General features: G+C 35.6%; 22 protein-coding genes. 7 read left to right on the top strand and 15 right to left on the bottom strand.

Annotated elements, in window-relative coordinates:
• Nucleotides 1-39 precede the first annotated feature (39 nt).
• From fabD to I130_RS12195, 4 genes are all read right to left on the bottom strand, one after another.
• Nucleotides 40-921: an ACP S-malonyltransferase gene (gene fabD, locus I130_RS12210; RefSeq protein ID WP_034923506.1), complete on the bottom strand. Its 882-nt coding sequence runs from the start codon at nt 919-921 to the stop codon at nt 40-42.
• A 91-nt stretch (nt 922-1012) separates the two neighbouring features.
• Nucleotides 1013-1513: a pyridoxamine 5'-phosphate oxidase family protein gene (locus I130_RS12205; protein ID WP_034923503.1), complete on the bottom strand. Its 501-nt coding sequence runs from the start codon at nt 1511-1513 to the stop codon at nt 1013-1015.
• A 184-nt stretch (nt 1514-1697) separates the two neighbouring features.
• Nucleotides 1698-2180 carry a dihydrofolate reductase gene (locus tag I130_RS12200; protein ID WP_034923500.1) on the bottom strand — a complete coding sequence of 161 codons (483 nt, stop codon included), beginning with the start codon at nt 2178-2180 and terminating at the stop codon, nt 1698-1700.
• A 4-nt stretch (nt 2181-2184) separates the two neighbouring features.
• Nucleotides 2185-2670 (bottom strand): 2TM domain-containing protein, encoded by a 486-nt coding sequence (locus tag I130_RS12195; RefSeq protein WP_232224082.1) that lies wholly within the window; start codon nt 2668-2670, stop codon nt 2185-2187.
• 35 nt (nt 2671-2705) lie between these two features.
• Between I130_RS12195 and I130_RS12190 the strand changes: the two genes are divergently transcribed.
• On the top strand, nt 2706-3794 hold the full coding sequence (locus I130_RS12190; RefSeq protein WP_034923644.1) for an aminotransferase class V-fold PLP-dependent enzyme: 1089 nt from the start codon (nt 2706-2708) through the stop codon (nt 3792-3794).
• Here the strand turns inward: I130_RS12190 and I130_RS12185 are convergent, their stop codons facing one another.
• From I130_RS12185 to I130_RS12135, 11 genes are all read right to left on the bottom strand, one after another.
• Nucleotides 3795-4076, bottom strand: a complete 282-nt coding sequence (locus I130_RS12185) for a DUF427 domain-containing protein (protein ID WP_034923641.1) — start codon at nt 4074-4076, stop codon at nt 3795-3797.
• 165 nt (nt 4077-4241) lie between these two features.
• Nucleotides 4242-5210, bottom strand: a complete 969-nt coding sequence (locus I130_RS12180; RefSeq protein ID WP_034923494.1) for an L-histidine N(alpha)-methyltransferase — start codon at nt 5208-5210, stop codon at nt 4242-4244.
• A gap of 16 nt (nt 5211-5226) precedes the next feature.
• Nucleotides 5227-6393: an ergothioneine biosynthesis protein EgtB gene (gene egtB, locus I130_RS12175; protein ID WP_034923491.1), complete on the bottom strand. Its 1167-nt coding sequence runs from the start codon at nt 6391-6393 to the stop codon at nt 5227-5229.
• 278 nt (nt 6394-6671) lie between these two features.
• The gene (locus I130_RS12170) at nt 6672-7088 is read right to left on the bottom strand and encodes an energy transducer TonB (RefSeq protein ID WP_034923489.1); all 417 of its coding nucleotides are present in this window, start codon (nt 7086-7088) and stop codon (nt 6672-6674) included.
• 57 nt (nt 7089-7145) lie between these two features.
• Entirely contained in the window at nt 7146-7970 is an 825-nt protein-coding gene (locus tag I130_RS12165; RefSeq protein ID WP_034923486.1) for a thymidylate synthase, read from the bottom strand.
• A gap of 99 nt (nt 7971-8069) precedes the next feature.
• The gene (locus I130_RS12160; RefSeq protein WP_034923483.1) at nt 8070-9047 is read right to left on the bottom strand and encodes a YihY/virulence factor BrkB family protein; all 978 of its coding nucleotides are present in this window, start codon (nt 9045-9047) and stop codon (nt 8070-8072) included.
• Nucleotides 9048-9146: 99 nt separating this feature from the next.
• Nucleotides 9147-9578 (bottom strand): energy transducer TonB, encoded by a 432-nt coding sequence (locus tag I130_RS12155; RefSeq protein ID WP_051119709.1) that lies wholly within the window; start codon nt 9576-9578, stop codon nt 9147-9149.
• Between the two features lie 25 nt (nt 9579-9603).
• Nucleotides 9604-11307 (bottom strand): NupC/NupG family nucleoside CNT transporter, encoded by a 1704-nt coding sequence (locus I130_RS12150; protein WP_034923480.1) that lies wholly within the window; start codon nt 11305-11307, stop codon nt 9604-9606.
• A 10-nt stretch (nt 11308-11317) separates the two neighbouring features.
• The gene (locus I130_RS12145) at nt 11318-11932 is read right to left on the bottom strand and encodes a bifunctional nuclease family protein (protein WP_034923477.1); all 615 of its coding nucleotides are present in this window, start codon (nt 11930-11932) and stop codon (nt 11318-11320) included.
• Nucleotides 11933-12016: 84 nt separating this feature from the next.
• Entirely contained in the window at nt 12017-12985 is a 969-nt protein-coding gene (locus I130_RS12140) for an electron transfer flavoprotein subunit alpha/FixB family protein (RefSeq protein ID WP_034923474.1), read from the bottom strand.
• Nucleotides 12986-13059: 74 nt separating this feature from the next.
• On the bottom strand, nt 13060-13806 hold the full coding sequence (locus I130_RS12135) for an electron transfer flavoprotein subunit beta/FixA family protein (RefSeq protein WP_034923471.1): 747 nt from the start codon (nt 13804-13806) through the stop codon (nt 13060-13062).
• A gap of 174 nt (nt 13807-13980) precedes the next feature.
• Here I130_RS12135 and I130_RS12130 point away from each other — a divergent pair, with 174 nt between their 5' ends.
• The 6 genes from I130_RS12130 to I130_RS12105 all read left to right on the top strand — a co-directional run.
• The gene (locus tag I130_RS12130; RefSeq protein ID WP_034923467.1) at nt 13981-14958 is read left to right on the top strand and encodes a pyruvate dehydrogenase complex E1 component subunit beta; all 978 of its coding nucleotides are present in this window, start codon (nt 13981-13983) and stop codon (nt 14956-14958) included.
• Nucleotides 14959-15017: 59 nt separating this feature from the next.
• Nucleotides 15018-17507, top strand: coding sequence for a DUF5686 and carboxypeptidase-like regulatory domain-containing protein (locus I130_RS12125; RefSeq protein ID WP_034923635.1), 2490 nt, complete (start codon nt 15018-15020; stop codon nt 17505-17507).
• A 66-nt stretch (nt 17508-17573) separates the two neighbouring features.
• On the top strand, nt 17574-18086 hold the full coding sequence (locus I130_RS12120; RefSeq protein ID WP_034923464.1) for an inorganic diphosphatase: 513 nt from the start codon (nt 17574-17576) through the stop codon (nt 18084-18086).
• Between the two features lie 120 nt (nt 18087-18206).
• Complete coding sequence (locus I130_RS12115; protein WP_034923460.1) at nt 18207-20600, top strand: sodium-translocating pyrophosphatase; 2394 nt, start codon at nt 18207-18209, stop codon at nt 20598-20600.
• A 248-nt stretch (nt 20601-20848) separates the two neighbouring features.
• Nucleotides 20849-22063 (top strand): DNA polymerase IV, encoded by a 1215-nt coding sequence (gene dinB, locus I130_RS12110; RefSeq protein ID WP_034923632.1) that lies wholly within the window; start codon nt 20849-20851, stop codon nt 22061-22063.
• A gap of 71 nt (nt 22064-22134) precedes the next feature.
• On the top strand, nt 22135-24294 hold a 2160-nt coding region (locus tag I130_RS12105; protein ID WP_034923629.1), incomplete at its 3' end, for a PHP domain-containing protein.

Raw genomic sequence — 24294 nt, 5'->3', positions numbered from 1 at the left:
ATCTAAGATCATGGCCTTTTTTTAAAATTATATTGAAATTTATATTACAGCAGAACTTGTATTAGCACTTCTATCAATTTTTTTAACTAATCCTTGCAGAACTTTACCAGGGCCAACTTCAATAAATTCTCTTGCTCCATCGGTGATCATATTTCTAACAGAATGTGTCCATTTTACTGGTGCTGTTAATTGAAAGACTAAATTCTTCTTGATCTCCTCTGGATCTGTTACCGCGAACGTACTAACATTCTGATATATAGGACAACTTGGCCTACTAAAAGTTGTTGCCTCAATCGCCTCTGCTAATTTTTTTCTTGCCGGCTCCATTAAAGGAGAATGAAAAGCTCCTCCCACAGGAAGAATTAATGCGCGTTTTGCTCCTCTTTCCTTTAGTACCTCACATGCTTTTTCTACTGCAGCTAGATCACCGGATATCACCAATTGTCCTGGACAATTATAATTTGCAGCAACCACTGTTCCTTCAATTTCAGCACATATAGCTTCTACCAATTCATCCTCCATTCCTAATACAGCAGCCATGGTAGAAGGCTCCAGCTCACAAGCCTCTTGCATGGCCAAAGCTCGTTTGTAAACTAATTTTAAAGCAGCTTCAAATTCTAATGTATTATTTGCCACTAAAGCAGAAATCTCACCTAGAGAGTGCCCTGCAACCATATCTGGTTTAAACGAATCTCCCATCATCTTACTCATAATCACAGAGTGCAAAAAGATTGCAGGTTGGGTAACTTTCGTCTGTTTAAGATCATCAGCCGATCCTTGAAACATTATATCTGTAATAGAAAAACCCAATATTTTATTAGCTCTCTCAAATAGCTTTTGTGCTTCAGGATATTTCTCATATAGATCTAAACCCATCCCCGTAAACTGTGCTCCCTGACCGGGAAATATATATGCTTTCATATTTTCATTTTAATTGCGCTAAAATAGATATAAAAAAAAAGACCTCATAACTTATATGTTAGAGGTCTTCTGTAATAAATTCCGGAAAATATTATAGGCTTAGTTTTCCTTTTTCTCCAACATCTGCTTTATCTCCAGTAATAGTAGCCATTCCCTTTTTAAGTAGAGCAATGTATTTATTTTCCTTTGTATCCCAGTAATATGCCTCACTTGGGGTGAATTTTATAGCGGTAATACTTGGATCGTTTTTATCTTCAAACCATGCATCATCACTTTTGCTATAAAGGTCATGAATAATATCTTTATCTGAATGGATGCTAGCAGAACCATAAATACTAATAAATTCCATATCTGAATTTTCACTATATAAAAGTTGCGTTTTAGAATCTTTAGAAATATTAGTGTTATGCTCACTTTCCTTACCACTCAAAAACCAAATATTTCCAGCTTCGTCAACTTTTTTGGTAGACATAGGAATCGCACTAATTGGCTGCGTATTTAAATCCGTTAACATCATGCAAAAATCAATATCCTCTACCAATTTTCTCATTTTCTTTAAAGCTTCTGTATTGTTTAAATTTTCTGTACTCATCTTTTTTGTTGGCAAGATACCAAGCGAAAAAGATATATTGAATTAATGAATAGCCAATTCTTCGTTTATTTATGTTAAGAATTGTGAAAACAGGTAGTTAATTCGCAATTAATTAAAATAGCGAAGAACAACTGGTTCCTGTAAAATGAAGATTATTACTATTTGTACGTGCTATTTTAAACGCTTAGCGACGGACATATGTTAGATAGGTGAAAGCATATTTATGCTTATCGTCCTTTTCATGAATTTCTTCCTTTTCCAAAAGCCACATATTTTCATCGATCTCTGGAAAAAAAGTATCTGCTTCAAAAGTCCCATGTACTCTTGTAAGTTCAATTTTATTAGCAACTTCCATCGCCAGCTTATATATTTCACCTCCTCCAATAATGAAGGGCTGAGGATCTCCTTTACTAAAATGTATCGCACGCTCTAACGAATGAACTGTTACAATTCCTTCTTTTTTAAAATTATCCTTTCTAGTAATTACCACATGAGTTCTATCTGGTAAAGGCTGCGGAAATGTATCAAAAGTCTTTCTACCCATTAAGATATGATGACCTGTAGTAAGCTTTTTAAATCGCTTAAAATCATCTGGAAGATGCCACACTAAACCATTGTCCTTTCCAAGTTCATTATTCTCTCCTGCAGCTGCAATAATTGTTAGCATCGTTTTAGTAATTTTTATCTGTTGGTTTTGGATCAATAAATTTAGGCTCTGTTCTATCTGTAATTATGGAGTTATCTGAATTTTTAGGTAATGGATAATCACGATCTACTTCTTGCTGAAGTTGTGCTATTCGCTCTTTTTGTCTTGCAACTAATTTCTCTAACTGCTTTTGCTCCCATTCTTTACCCATAAAACTGTTGGTAACCCAAACATTTATAACATGTATAAAAAAGAAAAATGACCAAGCTAAAATTGCCCAAACAAACCAATTATAACCTAATGGCATAAAATCTTCTCGATATCCAATCACCACGTTTAGAACTATCAGCAAGACAGCACCTACTAAAAAGATCACGAAATGCTGAAACAATCTTTTTTTCTGAAGAGCTCTTGCCCGAGCATTTTCATATAACTGGCGTTGATCTGCATCTAGTTTAGAAGTGTTTTTCTTTTTAGAAAACATAATTTGAGGTACTTTAGTGTTTACCAAATTTACAGATTTTTTGGTCTATTGTTAAAATGCTTATGAAGAATTTAAGAAAAGCCTTTCCGGCCCTACGTCAATATGTATATTTAAATAATGCTTCCTGTGGATTATTATCTGAAAAGGTATTCGAATATCGGCAAGATCATGATCTGGATCTGCTTATTTCAGGGAGTGTTTTTAGAGATAAAAATGGAGAGATCTTAGAGAAGGTTCGTGAGACAGTAGGAGATTTTTTTAATTGTGCACCCAATAGAGTCGGCTTAATTCATAATTTCTCTAGTGGCTTCAATACTCTTTTAGAAGGTTTAGATAAAACCAGTAAGATTCTTTTATTAAAGGAGGATTATCCGTCCATAACATGGGCAGTGAAATCCCGAGATTTTGATATTTGTTATGCAATAATCGATGAAGATCTGGAAAAAAACATTGAAGCTGCCCTTAAAGAAAATCAACCAGATGTATTTTGCTTTAGTATTATACAATATGAAAATGGGATAAAACTTCAAACATCTTTTCTAAAGGAGATGAAAGAGAAGTTCCCTGAAACCCTTTTTGTTGCAGATGGAACTCAATATATAGGCACTGAAAAATTTGATTTTGATCATTCAAAAATAGATGTTGTTATTGCAAGTGGCTACAAATGGATGAATGCAGGTTATGGAAATGCTATTATGCTTTTTCAAGAAGATGTACCTCAAAAAATAGATCCTAAAAGCTGCGGATTTAATTCGTTACAAGGAAAGTACAAAGCCCATGAAGGAAATTTTCTAGGAAAATTCGAACCAGGACATCAAGACACTTTAAATTTTGGAAGTCTAATGGCTGCTATAAAATTTATAAATTCTGTGGGAATAGATTTAGTTGAAGAACGCATTAAACTCTTATCTATAAAGGCCAAAGAAGAATTTGAAAAACTCAAGCTTTTAGAAGAGGATGTAATGAAAAGAACTCAGCATTCCTCTATTTTTAATATTGGAGGAGATGCTAAACTCCTGCAGTTCTTAAACAGCAAAAATATTATATGCTCGTTAAAAGAACCAGGAGTTCGTGTTAGTTTTCATTATTTTAATACCGAAGAAGAAATTGATCTTTTAGTAAGCATATTAAAGGAATTTTACCAAAAGTAGTTATTCTGTCACCTTGATCTCTTTCCAAAAAGCTACATAGTTTTCAATTGGCTTTGCAGCATGGCTGGCTTGAGTATAGAACCAAGCTGAGTCTTTATTGGTCTTCCCATCAACTTCTACATTATAATAAGAGGCTTCTCCTTTCCAGGGACATCTAGATGTAGTGTTGCTGGGTTTAAAATATTCAGACTTTATAGATTCTTGTGGGAAATAATGATTGTTTTCAACCATTTTTGTTTCATTACTCTCCGCGATCACCTTATTATTCCAAATTGCTTTCATATCTAATAATTTTATTTTTACTAATATATCCATTTATGTCCTAAAATACCTCGAAGCATATAGTCACCCTGAACTTGTTTCAGGGTCTCCTCTGAACTTTCTGAGATGCCGAAACAAGTTCCGCATGACGAAAAAAAAAACCTGATTTATTCTAATTCAAAAAAATTACTTTTTTCTAAAAATATAATTTTTGTAAAAATCCTTTTCATCTGTAAAAGAATCTGTAACCTTAAGATCTGCTTGGCTCGCAAGCCACTCCACGATCATATCATCATATTTTTGGGAGATCTCGGTATGTATACTTTCCCAAGCTTCGAAATTCACTGTAAGATCTAGATTATTAATAGTTACAGCTTGCTTTTCCCTACTAATAAGAAAACTCTTCGCAGTACCGGTTTCAGGATTATAAGTTTCCCAGTGAAAAAAGGAATTCAGATCAAAATTCCCATCCAATTCGTTATTTATCCTCTCCAAAACATTCTTATTAAAAGCCTCTGTAACTCCTGTGGGGTCATTATAAGCATCTAAAATAGTTTGAGGATTCTTCTTCTGATCGAATCCCATGAAAAGCATATCATCTGGGCTCATAGCATCTTGGATCTTCTTTAAAAAATCTATCGCATCCTCATGGAGAAGATTTCCAATATTAGAACCCAAGACCAGAATTACCTTTTTTCTAGAATTATAATCAGATAAGCGCTCCAAGGTTTTTAAATACGTTCCTTGCTGCGTCTTAACGGAAACAGTTGGAAGTTCTTTTTTTAGAGATCCCTCTAATTCATCTAATGCATTCTGGCTAATATCTACTGGTAGATAATCGAAATTTATCTTCTTATCTATGAGATATCTTAATAATAACTTTGTCTTCTTTCCATCCCCCGCTCCAAGCTCAATAAGATCAAAACCATTAGGCCCAGCAAAAGCTTCTGCGATTTTCTGGGTGTTAGTTGCTAAAATATTATACTCACAATTAGTTAGATAATATTCAGGTAAATTCATAATATCCTGAAAAAGCTTATCCCCTTTCTTATCGTAAAAATATTTAGAAGATAAATGTTTAGGGTAACTAGTTAGGCCATTATAAACATCTTCTTCAAAGGCAGAGGTAAAGCGTGTATTTATATTATTTTCCATGTACTAAAAAGTCGAATTATTTGGCTAATCTTACACCTGTAAATTGCCATCTTAAATGAGGTTGAAAAAAATTTCTATAAGTGGCACGAGTATGATTTGCAGAAGTCGCAACAGAACCTCCACGAAGTACTTTTTGATTCACCATAAATTTTCCGTTGTATTCACCCAGAGCTCCATCTGCCTTTTTATAATTAGGATAAGCATCATATGAACTTTCTGTCCATTCCCAACGACTTCCCCATTTGAACTTCTCTTGCGCTACTTCCCATTCAAATTCTGTGGGTAATCGCATCCCTTTCCATTGAGCAAAAGCAAAGGCTTCATAATAAGAGACATGTGCCAAAGGAGCCGCAAGATTTAAATCTTGTAATCCACTCAAGGTGTATTGTTTCCAATTACCGTCTACAAAATGCCAATAAGAAGGAGCAGTAATATTTTCAGTATTTATCCAATCCCAAGCTTCCGCATGCCATAACAACACATCTTTATAGCCTTTATCTTTTATGAATTCTAAGTATTCTCCATTGGTGACCAATTTATTAGAGATCTCATATTGATTTAAATATACTTTATGCCTACCTATTTCATTGTCATAGAAGAAAGAATCTCCCTCATGGCCTATTTCATAAACACCTTCTGGAATAGTTAACCATTCTTGCTTAAATTCCTGTATAGAATTTTCTTTAAAATTATCCTGATAAGAAGGTAATAAAGGATTGTTTCCTAGAATGTACTTAATATCTGTTAGCAATAATTCTTGATGCTGCTTTTCGTGATGGCAACCTATTTCCATCACATTTAAAAGCTCTTCTGAAAAGTTTGTAGAATTATTAAAAAGATCTGAAATAGCTTTGGTCACATAAGAACGGTATTCATAAATCCAGGCTACTGTTGGGCGAGATAAATTCCCCCTATCTGTTCTTACCACCTTCTCCCCTACACTTTCGTAATAACTATTAAAAACGAAGGCTGAATTTTCATCAAACAACTTATAATCCTTCTGATATTTCTTAAGAACAAATTCTTCAAAAAACCAGGTAGTATGGCCTAAATGCCATTTTGGAGGAGACACATCCACCACTGGTTGCACCACATAATCTTCAATTTCCAAGGGAGCACAAATAATTTCTGTATGCGCTCTGGTTTCAGTAAAAAGTTGAAATAAATTTTCTTTTGAGATCATAGGTCAATTGGTAGCGTAAGGCTAACAACCAAAGTTACAATTTTTTGGCAATGAGTGAAATCAACGTGAGTTAAGGAGAAGTTAAAGTCAAATGTCTAATAGCGCGAGGATGAGAGATAAATCTCAAAAAAAAACAATTTGCAAGCTAAGCTGATATTTTTAATCAAGAACCTCGGGGCAAGCCCACGAGTTATGAATTGGAAAATACTTTTAAAGATTCGAGGCAAGCCTCGGGGAATTAAACCCTCAATGAGGGATTAAATAAGCTCGAAGAGCTACTAAAAATTAAAGGGCATTTTAAACTTAACCTCTATATTTTTACCACCTCTGTAACCAGGCTTCATAATTGGAAATAATTTTGTGATACGAACAGCTTCTTGATTCACCAATTTTTCAGGACCTTCAGCAGAAACTTTACAAACTTTTCCGTTTTCATCTATATAAAAGGTGATCACAGATTTTCCTCTAACGATCTTTCCGTTAGCATCCTTTGGATATTTGAAGTTTGATTTAATGTGCTTGGCAAGTTGCTTATTAAAACAATCGTCATCTGATAGCTCGCTTTTCTCACAGCCAGGCCATACAGGACCAATCTCTTTCATGGTAATAGTGTTTCCTTTAACTGTAACTCCTTCCTGGGCTTGAGAATTAGAAGTAAGAATAAATAAAGCAGCAATAAAAAGTAAATTCTTCATAAGTAGGTATTTTTAAATTTCGAGGCGTGCCTCATAATTCTATGCCTCTAAGAGGATTTAAACCGCAACTTTTCCTTTTATATGAGGATGCGGATCGTAATTTTCAAGGCTGAAATCTTCAAACTTGAAATCAAAAATATCTTTCACTTCTGGATTAATCCTCATTTGGGGTAAGGCTCTTACATCCCTGCTTAACTGAAGTTCCAGCTGCTCAATATGATTATTATAAATATGAGCATCTCCAAAGGTATGAATAAAATCTCCAGCTTTATAACCACATACTTGTGCAACCATCATTGTAAACAACGCATAAGAAGCAATATTAAAGGGAACACCAAGAAAAATATCGGCACTTCTCTGATAAAGCTGACAAGACAATTTACCATCTGCTACATAGAATTGAAAAAACGCATGACATGGTGGTAAAGCTGCCTTTCCATTAGCGACATTTTCTGAAAAAGACTTTGAAGTATCTGGTAAAACTGAAGGATTCCAAGCAGAAACCAACATTCTCCGACTATTAGGATTCTTCTTTAAAGTGTCTATCAATTCTTTGATCTGATCTATATCTTCATTATTCCAATTTCTCCATTGATGTCCATAAACAGGCCCCAGATCACCATCTTCATCTGCCCAATCATTCCATATTTTCACTCCATTTTCTTGAAGATATCCAATATTAGTATCCCCCTTTAAAAACCAAAGCAATTCATAAATGATGGATTTAAGGTGTAACTTCTTGGTAGTCACCATTGGAAACCCTTCGCTAAGATCGAATCGCATTTGGTGACCAAACACACTCATCGTACCGGTTCCTGTTCTATCTCCCTTCTGAGTTCCGTTTTTTAAAACGTGGTTTACAAGATCGTGGTATTGTTTCATGCTAAGCTTTGTATTAAATAATATTAATTTTTAAAAATAAGAAATCAAGCAAAAACAACGGCTGATATTCTAAGAGATTTTAATTTTAAATATGGAAAATTATTCATCATCCTCATACTTCACCGCACAGCGATCTGCATGATGAGCGTTTCGTTCTCCCATTGGCTTATCCATGCCTATGGTGGTGTCATATCTTGTTTGATGTTCCATTTCAGAATTTATTTCGGCACCCATCAATATAATAAAAGCAGTTAAAAAGAGCCAAAGCATTAAAATTGCTACAGCAGCAAAACTTCCGTAAAGATCATCATAACTACCAAAATTGCTCACATACCAAGAAAACAGCATAGATCCTGCAAGCCATAAAACAGATCCCAGTAATGCACCCCAACTTACCCATCGCAATTTAGGACTACGACGATTTGGAGCGAATTTGTAAACGATACTTAGACTTAGCACAATTATGATTCCCAATAAAACCCAACGAAACCAAGTAATAACATGTTCGATTTGAGGATTAAGACCAATGTTTTTAATAAGTAAAGGAAAAAATATCACAATTAATAAGCTGATAAGTCCAACGACAACTCCACCTAAAGTAAAGAGTAGCGTCAGTAAATTTTTTTTGATGATACCTCGGGTATCATTCTCGTCATAGGCAATATTTACTCCTTCAAAAAGGGCGCTAGTTCCCTTATTAGCACTCCAAATACTTATTAGAACACTTATAGCAAGTCCCCAACCAATTTCCTTTTTAGATTTAGCAATAACTGGCTCTAAAAACTCCTTAATCATCCCAAATGCCTGTTCTGGCAAAATGAGACCTAATTTAGAGATTTGCTCTCGTATTTGGTCTGGTTCTAGTACTAGACTATACACAGAAATTGTCGCTATAATTGTTGGGAAAACGGCCAAAAAGAAATAGAAAGCTACACCAGCGGCCACGATCTGCACATTGTCAGCTTTCATTTCATGAAAAGATCTTTTACCAATATCTATCCAGCCAGCCAAAGGTATTTGATGAGGCCATTGAGCATCTTCCCCACGATATTTTCGAACTTTTTGTGATTGGTTCATTTTTATAAGATAACTATTTCAATAACAAACAACTTCAGAAATATGGATTTTAAGCTATATAAAGCCTCGAAGAGAAGCAAACTAGAAATAAATACTAACTCAAAATTGAATTGGTTGATGATAAAGGACGGCAACTACTTTGTCATCCATTTTTGCTGGAATCCAATTGTTCATGGATTTTATAACACGAATGGCTTCCTTATCTATTTTTGGATGTAAACCTTCGACGATTTCAGCATACGACACCTTTCCTTCATTGTTAACAATAAATTTCACAACCACCCTTCCTTTAATTTTTTCAGCAGTAATAGGTAATCTAAAATTCTTTCCAATATACTCTGACACACCTTTTTTCCCGTTGGGAAACATTGGCTTTCTATCCAGATCACCAATAATTTCTTGTCCGTTAGTATTCTGGATATTCCCAATTACTTCTAAATAATTATTGTTCTGAATATAATCTTGAGAAGGTTCTTTATAAGTGGAACATGAGGTAACCAATAAAACAAATAGCAGAAAAAAATTTTTCATATTTATAAATACAGAATCTTTAAAATTATCCTATAATCATCCCGGCGATAGTTGCAGATAGTAAGGAAGCGATGGTTCCACCTAATAAGGCTTTCATTCCAAATTCTGAAAGCACCTTACGTTGCCCTGGAGCCAAAGATCCAATTCCACCAATTTGAATTCCTATGGAAGCAAAATTGGCAAATCCACAAAGCATATAAGTTGCCATAATTACAGATTTCTCATAATTTAGACTAAGCGCATTCATTGGATTTTTAAGATCTGCTAATTGGATATAACCAACAAACTCACTGGCTGCAAGCTTAATTCCTAGCAATTGCCCCATAAGCATCATATCTTCCTTAGCAACTCCAATAAGCCACATTAAAGGCGCGAATACAGTTCCAAGAATTGCTTCTAAAGAAAATTTAGCATAAGGTGTATAGTCTGCCATTAAGGTGTTAAGATGAGTGATACCACCAATCCAACCTAACAAATAGTTGATCATTGCTATAAAAGCGATAAATACTAATAACATGGCTGCAACATTAGCTGCTAATTTTAAACCTTCTGTAGTTCCATTGGCAATTGCATCCAAAATATTAGATCCAATTTTTTCTGAAGAAACCTCCACATTAGTATTAATTTGTTCTATTTGGGGGTATAATATTTTTGAAATAACAATTGCACCTGGCGCTGCCATTACAGAAGCTGCTAATAGGTGTTTTGCGAATTGCAGTCTAAGTTCAGGATCATCACCACCTAGAAACCCTATATAAGCTGCTAAAACTCCACCGGCAACGGTAGCCATCCCACCAATCATTACCAATAGCATTTCAGAACGGTTCATACGTTCCAAATAAGCTTTGATCATTAGAGGAGCTTCGGTTTGACCTAAAAAGATGTTTCCAGCAACACTTAAACTTTCAGCCCCAGAAATACCCATGATTTTAGTAAGAACTTTAGCCATTCCTTTTACCACAATTTGAATTACTCCTAGGTAAAACAATACAGATGTTAATGCAGAAAAGAAAATAATAGTTGGTAATACCTGAAACAAAAATATAAATCCAAAACTATCTATATCCATCATTCCACCTAATAAAAACTCACTTCCCGCTCTTGTAAAGTCAAGGATCAAAACAAAGATCCCACCAACAAATTCGAATATATTTTTTACAAATGTGATTTTTAAAACCCCGATTGCAAGTAACATCTGCGCTCCTAATCCTATAAGGACGGTTTTCCAATTAATAGACCTTCTACTACTGCTAAATATGAAAGCGATAAGTAACAAGGATGCCATCCCTAGAAGGCCTCTTGAAACACTCTTAAAAGAGATCCCGGCGCTAGGTATCATTTGTTTAACTGTCCCAACAGGAATCACCTCTTCTATTAGTAGAGGGGTTTCACTAAAGGTATAAGTATTTGAGTTATCTGATAACTGAAGAGAGCCTTCAGTTAATTCAGTGATTCTAAATTTCTTAATAGAATCTCCCGCGGGCTGATTGTAAAAGAATACCAAAAGATTATTTTGATATAAATAATCTCCTTGAGCTGTTGTTTCGTCTTCAGAAATAATTGTAAACCGACCATCTTCAAGGGTCAAATTATCTTCAGAAATAAATCCTGAAAGACTTTGAGTAGTATCCTTTGTAGATTGAAAAGTCCAGGATTTAGATATTGTTTGGGAATGTGCGGTAATAATTCCGAATAAAAAAAAGAACAGGCAATACCAGTATTTCTTCATAAATAACTACTTATTTTCTTTTGGAAATCTCGTCTCTAATTCTGGCTGCCTTTTCATAATCTTCATTTCTTACTGCTTGAGTGAGTAGATCTTCAAGTTCTATTAAGGACATTACTTTATAATCTGCCCCTTCAGGTTCAACCTTTTCTGATAATATATCATCTACCTGCGCTTGTTCTTTCGCTGTAGTTGGAGTCAAAGATCCCGATTCTCCTTTCAAAAATATCCCCGCTTTATCTAAAATATTTTTATAGGTGAAAATTGGAGCATCAAATCGTAAAGCCAAAGCAATAGCATCACTAGTGCGTGCATCTATTACTTCTTCAACTTTATCTCTTTCACAAATTAAGCTAGAATAAAACACTCCGTCCACCAATTTATGAATGATCACTTGTTTAATGATGATCTCATATCTGTCGCAAAAATTCTTGAATAGATCATGAGTAAGAGGGCGCGGAGGTTTAATTTCCTTTTCTAACGCAATGGCAATAGATTGTGCTTCAAAAGCGCCAATAACGATAGGGAGTTTTCTATCCCCACCCAATTCACTTAAAATAAGTGCGTAGGCGCCGTTTTGGGTTTGACTATAAGATATTCCTTTTATATTAAGGCGTATTAGGCTCATATACCAATAATTAAAAAGGGCTGTCTAAATAAGGACAAAATACCAGATTTAGACAGCCCTTTTAAAGCTCGCAAGTTAAAAAAATTATGCGTTTTTAGCTTTAAATTCTTTTAGTTTTTCATTTAGCTTCGGTACAATTTCGAAGGCATCACCAACAACACCGTAATCTGCAGCCTTAAAGAAAGGTGCTTCAGGATCATTATTAATAACAACCTTTACTTTAGATGAGTTAATCCCTGCCAAATGTTGGATAGCACCAGAAATACCAATTGCTATATACAAGTTTGAGGCAACAGGCTTCCCTGTTTGCCCAACGTGCTCACTATGAGGTCTCCAGCCCATATCACTCACCGGTTTAGAACATGCTGTTGCAGCACCTAAAGTTTCAGCTAAATCTTCTATCATACCCCAGTTCTCCGGTCCTTTAAGTCCTCTTCCACCAGAAACCACGATCTCTGCATCTGCAATGGTTACCTTATCCTTTGCTTTATCTACGCTGGTAACATTTACTGAAAAATCTTCCTCAGATAAGTTTGGAGAAAAATCTTCTGCAGTTGCATCTCCTTGAACTTCTTTTAAGCCGAAGGCGTTTTTAGAAACTCCTACTACCTTAATATCTGTACTTATTTTTGTAAAACTGAATGCTTTATTTGTAAAAGCTGTTCTCTTTACAACAAATGGGCTAGCGCTTTCTGGAATGGAAACTACATTAGACGCATATCCCGCATTTAAATGAACTGCCAAAAGAGGCGCTACGTATTTACTATTAGCACTCTGACTAACAACTACTACTTTAGATTGTTCTTTATCTGCTGCTTGTTTCAATGCATCGGCATAAGCTTCAGCATTAAAATCTTTTAATTTCGAATTATTGATCTTCAAAACCTTGTCTACTCCATAAGTTCCAAGTTCCGAAACATCTTCAGCATTAAATGTTACCCCTGTTACAGTAGTTCCCAGCATTTGAGCAACTTCCTTTGCATAAGAAACCACCTCTAATGAAGCTTTCTTAAACTTTCCTTCTTCTGATTCTATATAAACTAAAACTGACATGTCTTTTATTTTTATTTGTTGTGGATATTAAATTCTTTACGTCATTTCGGCTTTTTGAAGCCTTTCGACTGTAATTAGATCACTTTAGCTTCTGTATGAAGCAATTGAATCAATTCATCTAAATTATCCGGATCTACTAACTTCACAGCACCTTTAGGAGCAGGTTTCTCAAACTTTTCAACTTCAGTTTGAGCATCAACTTCTACAGGTTCTACAACATTTAAAGGTTTCTTTCTAGCCATCATAATTCCTCTCATATTAGGAATTCTTAAATCGCTTTCTTCAACCAAACCTTTTTGTCCACCAATAACCAATGGTAATTTAGCAGTAACACTTTCTTTTCCACCGTCAATTTCTCTAACCGCTTTCGCTTCAGTTCCTTCAATCTCAAGCCCTATACAGGTGTTTACAAAATTAGCTTTTAATAAGGCAGCTAACATTCCAGGAACCATCCCTCCATTATAATCTATAGACTCACGTCCTGCAATAATAAGATCGTATCCACCTTCTTTTGCAACATTTGCAAGTTGTTTAGCAACTTGGAATCCATCTATAGCTGGAGTGTTCACTCTTATTGCATTATCTGCACCAATAGCCAATGCTTTACGCAAGGTTGGCTCAGTTTCAGCCCCACCAACGTTTATTACGTCTACTGTTGCTCCTTGTTTTTCTTTGAACCACATGGCACGGGTAAGACCAAACTCATCATTCGGATTAATTACAAACTGTACTCCATTGGTATCAAACTGAGTATTATTATCTGTAAAGTTAATCTTCGAAGTAGTGTCCGGTACGTGGCTTATACACACTAATATTTTCATCTATATTTTCTTTTTAAATAATTTTTTTATCGTGATCACGAAGATAGGTAAATTTATACAGAATTTACTATGCATGCATAACAAATATTTTAGCAGTTAGATGCGCTATAAACTTTTACGAATTACTATTTTTGTTTTTTTAAAGAGATACATTTAACAGTATAGACATATAGAATGAAAACAATTCAATTCAGAGAAGCGATTCAGCAGGCCATGAGCGAGGAGATGCGCAAAGACGACACTATCTACTTAATGGGTGAAGAAGTGGCAGAATATAATGGTGCCTACAAAGCATCTAAAGGTATGTTGGACGAATTTGGACCAGACCGTGTTATAGATACTCCTATTTCTGAACTTGGTTTCTCCGGAATTGGAATTGGAAGCGCAATGAATGGGAATAGACCTATTATAGAGTTCATGACCTTCAACTTTGCACTTGTAGGTATAGATCAAATTATTAACAACGCAGCAAAAATGCGCCAAATGAGTGGTGGGCAGTTTAATATTCCTATCGTTTTTAGAGGACCAACAGGTTCTGCAGGGCAATTAGCTGCAACACACTCTCAAGCTTTTGAAAGCTGGTTTGCAAACTGTCCAGGATTAAAAGTTATTGTTCCTTCTAATCCTTATGATGCAAAAGGATTATTAAAAGCGGCAATTCGTGATGACGATCCTGTGATCTTTATGGAAAGTGAGCAGATGTATGGAGACAAAGGAGAAGTGCCTGAAGAAGATTATATAATCCCTATTGGAGTTGCAGATATTAAAAGAGAAGGAACAGACGTTACTATTGTATCTTTTGGAAAGATCATCAAGGAAGCTTATAAAGCAGCAGATGAATTAGAAAAAGATGGAATCTCTTGTGAGATCATTGATTTACGTACCGTAAGACCTTTGGATTATGAGGCAATATATAAGTCGGTTAAAAAAACAAATAGATTAGTGATCTTGGAAGAAGCATGGCCATTTGGAAATGTTGCTACAGAAATCACGTATCAAGTTCAAGAAAATGCATTCGATTACTTGGATGCCCCTATTATAAAGATCAACACGGCAGATACGCCAGCTCCATATTCTCCAGAACTTTTAAAGAACTGGTTGCCTAATAGTGAAGATGTTGTTAAAGCTGTAAGAAAGGTGCTTTACAAGTAATCTTATAGACTTATCTTTGAAGCTTCATCTAAAAGATGAAGCTTTTTTTTTGCCCAATTATGAAACAAACCCTTTTATTTACCTGTATTCTATTAACTTTTTTTCAAGGATGGTCACAAACCAGAATTAGCGGAAAAGTTTTAGATGAGACAGGCAATCCTATCCCGTTTGCGAATGTTATTTTTTTAAGTTCTTCTGAAGGAACAACCACTACCGAAAACGGTGATTTCTATATAATATCCGATCAAGTTCAACCTAATGTAGAATTCTCCTATGTTGGATATGAGACTTTGCTATTACCCCTTGAAAAAGGAGATAATTTGAATCTAAAAATCGTTCTAAAAGAAATGACCGAATCTTTGGGTGAAGTGATGATCTATCAAGGAAAAACTTCCAAGACTAACAATCCTGCTTTGGATATTCTTAGAAAGGTCTGGGAGAACAAAAGATTGAACGGTGTAAAGAAATTCGATCAATACGAGTACAGAAAATATGAAAAACTGGAATTCGATCTTAATAAAATAGATAGCGCTTTAATTAAAAGTCCCATTTTTAATGGAATGGAATTCATATTTAAAGATCTTGACACCAATAGAGTTACTGGTAAAACTTATTTACCCATTTTCCTGAATGAAGCTGTTTCTAAAATATACGGAGATAAAAAATCTGGCAAATACAAGGAGGAACTTCTAGGGAACAAGAATTCCGGTTTCAGTAATAATCAGATCTTAATCTCTTCAGTAAAAGATATTTATTCAGAAATAGATATCTACGAAAACTACCTTAAATTTTTCGACAAAAGTTTTATAAGTCCGCTTTCCACAACTGGAATAAATAATTATAATTATGTACTAACAGATAGCTCTTTTGTTGGTGATAAATGGTGCTATAGAATAAGATATTACCCAAGAAGAAAAAATGAATTAACCTTTAAAGGAGACTTTTGGGTTAATGATACGACTTGGGCGGTAAAGAAGATCAATCTGGAAATGGCACAAGATGCTAATGTAAACTGGGTGAAAGGGGTTTATATAGAACAAGAATTTGATGTATTAAACGATTCTATTTTCTTGATTACCCGAGACTTTTTTCAGGTAGATTTTTCGCTTAGAGATAAAGAGAATGCAAGAGGAATCTACGGAAAAAGAACCGTGCTCTACGATCAATATAATTTTAATAATAAAAAACCATTGAATTTTTACGATGCCCGAGTTATAGATTTTAAGGAAGAAGTTTATAACAGAGATGATGAATTTTGGCAAAAGAATAGACTAGAAGAATTAAACGGGGACGAACGAGGAGTTTATAAAATGCTGGACACCCTGCAAAATGTAAAAGCTTTTAAACGATTATATAATTTAACCACTACCCTAACCACAGGATATATAGAATTTGATGGTTTTGATTATGGACCAATTTATACCACATTAGGATTTAACGATGTGGAAGGATTTAGGTTAAGAGGAGGTGGAAGAACCTATTTTGACCAAAATGACCCCTGGAGAGTAGAAGGATATGGAGCTTATGGTTTTAAGGATAAGAAATTTAAATACGGAATTGCAGGTAAGGTATTATTAGATAAAAAAATGAGGATAATTGCCACCGCCGGAAATAGGCGTGATATAGAGCAATTAGGTACTAGCCTTACAAATACAACAGATGTACTTGGTAGAAGCTTAGCTTCTTCCTCATTGATAAATGTAGGAGATAATGATAAGTTGAGTTCTATTAACCTCTCTGTTGTAAGTCTTGAAATAGAACCCATTAAAAATTTCACTTTTAGACTAGCTGGATCTTATAGGATTCTAAAGCCAGCATCCCCAACTTTCAGTTTAGATTTTTATGCAGATGATGCGCTAACACAAATAGATTCAGAAATAAATCAAACAGAAATTTCCACCATTTTTACTTATACCCCAGGAAGGGAAACCACTGGATATGGCGTGGATAGAAATGTTATTAATGGCGGTGATTTTCCTACATTTTTCTTAAATTATAGCCTGGGAGTAAAAGATATTTTTGAAAGTGATTTTAATTATAAGAAAATACAATTCTTTTATAATCAGCCGTTATTAGTAGGAGGTTTCGGAAGATCCAATGTTAGTTTAGAAGCAGGAAAAACATTTGGTGAAGTTCCGCTGGGATTATTGAGTGTAGTACCTGGAAATCAAACATATTTCGCTTTATACAATACATTTTCTCTGCTTAATTTTTACGAATTTGTAACCGATACTTATGTAGCGGCACATTTGGAACATAATTTTAATGGTAGATTATTTTCTAGAATCCCAGTTCTTCGTGATCTTAATTTAAGGGAGATCATCGGAATTCGCGGAGTTTATGGAGAAATTTCAGAAGAAAATAAAAATATAGATGCTTCTGGATTACCGCTTATCGCACCAGATTCCGACCCATATTGGGAATATAGTGTAGGTGTTGGGAATATTTTTAAGTTCCTAAGAATAGATGCTCATTTTAGAGGAAATTATTTCGATAATGAAGATGCTAGATCGTTTGGGGTAACCGCTTCCTTCGGTTTTCATTTTTAATATGCTCTGTAAGAGGATAAATTACTATATTTGCCGCCTGAAAAATTTGAATAAAAAAGAAAGACAATGTCAGAGACTTTTGATGTATTGATAGAGATCCCAAAAGGGAGTAGAAACAAATATGAGTATGATTTTGAATTGAAGAAAGTTCGGTACGACCGAATGATCTTTTCTTCTATGATGTACCCTGCAGATTACGGATTTATTCCAAACACATTAGCATTGGATAGTGATCCTTTAGATGTATTGGTACTGGTAGCAGAGCCTACATTTCCTGGGATTGTAATGGAAGTTAAGCCAATTGGTGTTTTCCATATGGCAGATGAAAAAGGACCAGATGAAAAAATTATCTGTGTACCAGTTTCAGATCCTATCTGGAATAGATTAAATGATCTTGACGATGTGAATGGTCACTTATTAAAAGAGATCGAACATTTCTTTAAAGTATACAAAGATCTTGAGAAAAAGAAAGTAGATGTTGGTGGATGGGGTAATGCTGATGAAGCTAGAGAAATTATCAAACAATGTATCGAGAGATATAAGAATTATGAAGGAGATAAAGAGAGATTCGGGATTTAATCGAATATTTTCTTATAAATATTGAATAATTAAAAGCGATAACCCTAAAAAGTTATCGCTTTTTTATTTATCATTGATTTAACTACATTAGCAGACATTAACTAATTTTTAACTATCTCTATGGAATCAATGATTATCTATGCCCCAATTGTTCTGGCCTTAATTGGTCTATTATACATGTGGATGAAAAGGTCTTGGGTCTTAAAACAAGACGCCGGTGACGGAAAAATGAAAGAAATTTCAGATCATATCTATGAGGGCGCCTTAGCCTTTTTGAATGCCGAATATAAACTGCTTACCATTTTTGTACTTATTGTAAGTGTTGCACTTGCAGTAGTTTCTTTTGTAGTACCCACTACACACTGGTTAATAGTGATCGCTTTTATTTTTGGAGCATTTTTCTCTGCCCTAGCAGGGAATATGGGAATGAAAATAGCAACAAAAACAAACGTTAGAACTACACAAGCCGCCAAAACAAGTTTGCCAAATGCCTTAGGAGTTTCTTTTGGTGGTGGTACAGTGATGGGGCTTGGAGTTGCAGGACTCGCTGTTTTAGGTTTAACTTCCTTCTTTATATTATTCTTCCATTACTTTATGGGCGGGATTTGGACCTCCACTTCAGACATGACAATTGTATTGGAAACCCTTGCAGGATTCTCTCTTGGAGCTGAATCTATCGCTTTGTTTGCGCGTGTAGGAGGTGGAATTTATACCAAAGCTGCCGATGTTGGAGCAGATCTAGTTGGTAAAGTCGAAGCAGGAATTCCTGAAGACGATCCTAGAAATCCAGCAACTATTGCAGATAACGTTGGAGACAATGTTGGTGATGTAGCGGGAATGGGAGCCGATCTTTTTGGGTCTTATGTAGCCACTGTTCTTGCAGCAATGGTTCTCGGGAATTATGTGATTAAGGATATGGGCGGAAGCATAGATGATGTTTTTGGCGGAATTGGTCCAGTATTATTACCAATGGCAATTGCCGGTGCAGGAATTATTATTTCCATGATCGGGACTATGTTAGTTAAAATAAGCAGTAACGATGCAAAGGAATCGCAAGTAATGCGTGCCTTGAACATAGGGAACTGGGTGTCCATAGCATTAGTAGCGATAACATGTTATTTATTAGTAAAATGGATGCTTCCGGCAACGATGCAAATGGAATTCTTTGGCGAAGGTTTAAAAGAAATTTCTTCCATGCGTGTATTTGGGGCAACAATCATCGGACTTATTGTTGGGGGAGCAATTTCTTCAGTAACAGAATATTATACAGGATTAGGTAAAAAACCAATACTTAAGATCGTACAACAATCCAGTACAGGTGCAGGAACTAATATTATTGCAGGTTTAGCAACAGGGATGATCTCTACGTTTCCTTCAGTATTATTATTTGCAAGTGCAATCTGGGCATCTTATGCTTTCGCAGGATTTTACGGAGTTGCATTAGCAGCTTCAGCAATGATGGCCACAACCGCCATGCAGTTGGCAATAGATGCCTTCGGACCTATTTCTGATAATGCAGGTGGTATTGCTGAAATGAGCGAACAAGAACCAATAGTAAGAGAACGAACAGATATTTTAGATTCTGTAGGAAACACAACTGCAGCTACAGGAAAAGGTTTTGCAATTGCATCTGCCGCATTAACCTCTTTAGCTTTATTCGCAGCCTATGTAACCTTTACTGGCATAGAAGGTATTAATATCTTTAAAGCTCCAGTATTGGCAATGTTATTTGTAGGAGGAATGATTCCCGTAGTATTTTCAGCATTGGCAATGAATGCAGTTGGAAAAGCAGCTATGGAAATGGTACAGGAAGTTAGACGTCAGTTTAGAGAGATTCCAGGAATTATGGAAGGAACAGGGAAACCACAATACGATAAGTGTGTGGCGATCTCTACCGAAGCCTCTTTAAGAGAAATGATGCTTCCTGGTTTATTAACCATCGGTTTTCCATTAGCGATCGCTTTTATCCCAATGATCTTTGGAATGAACAATTTAGCAATTGCTGAAATGTTAGGAGGTTATATGGCTGGAGTTACTGTAAGTGGAGTTCTTTGGGCTATTTTCCAAAACAACGCAGGTGGAGCGTGGGATAATGCTAAAAAATCTTTTGAAGCAGGTGTATTGATCAACGGCGAAATGACTTATAAAGGATCTGATGCCCATAAAGCCGCTGTAACTGGTGATACTGTTGGAGATCCATTTAAAGACACATCTGGCCCATCTATGAACATCTTAATAAAACTGACTTGTTTAATTGGTTTGGTAATAGCACCTATATTAGGAGGTCACACAATTGGTGAAGCAACTAATTCAGTTGAACAAGCTGAAATAATCAATATTGCTGATGTAGATAATTCCAGAACTAAAGAAATAGAAATTAGAATGACCACTGAAGGTGATGAAACTGTAGCAGAGGTTAGAACTACTATTATTGAAAATGGTAAAACAGATGTAAAAGTAAAAACCTATAGAGGAACTAAAGCTGAAGTTGAAACACAATTGGAAAACATGTAATATTTATTTCTTTTTTTTTTAAACCCTCAAGGTATTCCTTGGGGGTTTTTCTTTTTACAATTCCCTGTTCTCATTATTGGATTTATAACAGGGGAATTTATTCTTTCAAATTTCTGCTAGTGCCTAATTCCATTAGGTCTTCTATTAAAGTTCAAAATCTTCCAGTTTTAACATTGGAATAATTCCAATATATTGGAATTATTCCATAATTTTGTAATCATTCCCATTAAGATGGAATGCATATAAAAATGGCGAAAACAGTATTACATCTAGATCTGGACACCTTCTATGTTTCTGTAGAACGCCTAATAGATACGCGTTTACAAAACAGACCCTTATTAGTAGGAGGCACCAGCGACCGTGGAGTTGTAGCGGCCTGCAGTTATGAAACCAGAGCTTTTGGGGTGCATTCCGGAATGTCTATGAAACTCGCCAAGCAATTATGCCCGGAGGCTACAATTATAAGGGGAGACGCAAGTACTTACACCAAATATTCTAATGATGTAACCGATATAATAAAAAAAGATGTTCCGCTCTTTGAAAAATCAAGCATCGATGAATTCTATGCAGATCTCACTGGAATGGATCGCTTTTTTGGCTGTTATAAATATTCCTCAGAATTGCGTAAAAAGATTATTCGTGAAACTGGACTACCCATTTCCTTCGGACTTTCAGCAAACAAAATAGTTTCAAAAGTAGCCACTAATGAAGCGAAACCTAACAATCAATTAAAAATAGATTCGGGATTTGAAAAGGAATTTTTAGCACCACTTTCAGTTAAAAAAATACCTATGGTAGGTGATAAAACGTATCAAACCCTTCGGAATCTTGGAGTTAGGCATGTAAAAACAATACAAGAAATGCCGCTGGAAATGATCCAAAAAGTATTGGGAGCAAACGGCACTACCATCTGGCACAGAGCACAAGGAATAGATAACACGCCAGTTATCCCCTATTCTGAAAGAAAATCCATCTCCACCGAGCGCACTTTCGATCGGGATACGATAGATGTAGATAGGTTATCTGCTATTTTAATAGCGATGACGGAAAATCTGGCATTTCAGCTACGGCGTGGTGATAAACTCACCTCTTGCATTTCGGTTAAAATAAGATACTCAGATTTTAATACTTACACCAAGCAACTTAAGATCCCTTACACAAGTGCAGATCATATCTTGCTTCCCAAGATACAAGATCTGTTTAAAAAACTCTATAACCGCCGCTTATTGGTGCGACTTATCGGGATACGTTTTAGCCATTTAGCCGGTGGGAATTACCAAATCAACTTGTTTGATGATAACGAAGAGATTTTGAGTTTATACAATGCGATGGATACTATTAGAATTCGGTATGGAGACCGAAGCGTATTAAGGGCTGCTTCTTTAGGAGCTAAGACCATTGGCCGGATGACCAATCCTTTTAACGGGGAACCGCCGGTAGTACTAGCTCACAGAAAGCAATAAATAGTTACTTGAAAAGAGAAGAAAATATTAAGAATTAGAAGTTTAAAATACTGTAAACATAAGACCTGAAATTGTACTTAAATAACCACACATATTATAGCATGCGCTTTGGAACATTTTCAGAAATAGAATTACTGGAATTGGCACAAAAAAATAATGTAAAAACTTTAGTGCTTACAGATATTAATAACACCTCTGCCAGCCTAAATTTTGTGAGAATTGCCAAAGAATATAATATAACCCCTATTCTGGGCATAGATTTTAGAAACGGAGTACAGCAACAATTTATAGGCATCGCAAAGAACAATGAAGGATTTCAGGAATTAAATGATTTTCTTTCTAAACACCTTCAGCAAAAAATAGCCATCCCAGAAAAAGCTCCTTTTTTTGAAAATGCCTTTGTTATTTATCCTTTTGAAAAAATATTAGCTTCAGAAATAAGTCAATTTGCCGCAAATGAATTTATCGGGGTAAGTATTGCTGAATTGCGAAAATTGAAATTTTCAAAACTAAAAGAACTCACCACTAAACTAGTAGTACTACAACCTGTCACCTTCAGAAATAAACGAGATTTTAATGCGCATAGATTGTTGCGCGCCATTGATAACAATACACTACTAAGCAAACTTTCTCCTGAAGAACAAGCTGGAAAAGAAGAGCAAATGATGCCTCTTGAGAAAATAAAAGAGTGTTTTGAAGAGTTCCCTTTTATTCTCAAAAACACCGAAGATCTTCTGGCAGCCTGTAAGATCCATTTCGATTTTTCTGAAAATAGAAAACCTCAAAATCAGCAGGTTTTTGGAGAAAGTGCTTCTGAAGATGAAAAATTCCTAAAAGAACTTTGTGAAAAAGGACTCCTTCTTCGCTATCCTGAAGCTAAAGAGGAAGTTCTTAAAAGAATGATCACAGAATTAAAGGTCATTAAAAAAATGAATTTTATCTCCTATTTCCTTATCAACTGGCGCATTTGCCAATATGCCCGGGAAAAAGGCTATTTCTATATAGGTAGAGGAAGCGGTGCCAATAGCATTGTAGCCTATCTACTGCAGATCACCGAGGTAGATCCTATAGAATTAGATCTTTATTTTGAACGATTTATAAATGAATTCAGGACCAGTCCGCCAGATTTCGATATAGATTTTTCGTGGAATGATCGGGAAGATGTCACTCGCTTTATTTTTGAAGAATTTCCCCATACGGCCTTGCTCGCTACTTACAACACCTTCCAGTACAAAGCTGTGATTAGAGAATTAGGAAAAGTCTTTGGGCTTCCAAAAGAAGACATAGACAAACTTTGTAAAGGAGGTCTCCCAAATAATAAACAAGACGAGATTCATAAAATAGTCCTTAAATATGGTGAGTTAATCCAGGGGCTACCTAATTACCGAAGCATTCATGCAGGAGGTATTCTTATTTCCAACAAACCTCTTACGGCTTTCTCTGCTTTAGACCTTCCGCCAAAAGGATTTCCTTGTGTACAGTTCGATATGGTGATCTCTGAAGATGTAGGACTATATAAATTTGATATTCTCGCACAACGCGGATTAGGCAAGATTCGGGATTCTTTAGATATCATTGCTAAAAATCAGCCCGATGCAGCTGGGTTCGATATTCATGATGTGGCAGCATTTAAAGAAGACCCTAAAATAAATAACCTTATTAGAGAAGCCTCTTGTATAGGTTGTTTTTATGTGGAATCTCCCGCAATGCGCATGTTGCTTAAAAAATTACAAACCGATACGTATTTAGGATTAGTTGCCGCCAGTTCAATTATTCGTCCCGGAGTGGCAAAAAGCGGAATGATGCGAGAATACATCTTACGCCACAGATATCCGGAAAGACGAGACAACGCCCATCCCGAACTTGCCAAAATAATGCCCGACACTTATGGTATTATGGTGTATCAAGAAGATGTAATAAAAGTAGCGCATTTTTTTGCCGGCCTCAGCCTTGCCGAGGCAGATGTTTTACGCCGCGGAATGAGTGGGAAATATCGCTCCCGAGAAGAATTTCAGCGGGTAGAAGAAAAATTCATCTCCAATTGTCACGAAAAAGGGATCGAACAAAAGACCATTTCTGAGGTTTGGGATCAAATAAAGAGTTTTGCAGGATATGCCTTTGCAAAGGGACATTCTGCCAGCTATGCCGTAGAAAGTTATCAGAGTTTGTTCTTAAAAGCCTATTTCCCGTTAGAATATATGGTAGCCACTCTTAATAACGGAGGCGGGTTT

The organism is Gillisia sp. CAL575 (assembly GCF_000403785.1).
In the GTDB taxonomy this organism is placed as follows: domain Bacteria; phylum Bacteroidota; class Bacteroidia; order Flavobacteriales; family Flavobacteriaceae; genus Gillisia.
The sequence above is the reverse complement of the archived record's forward strand: the minus strand, read 5'-3'. Positions and strand labels throughout refer to the sequence as shown.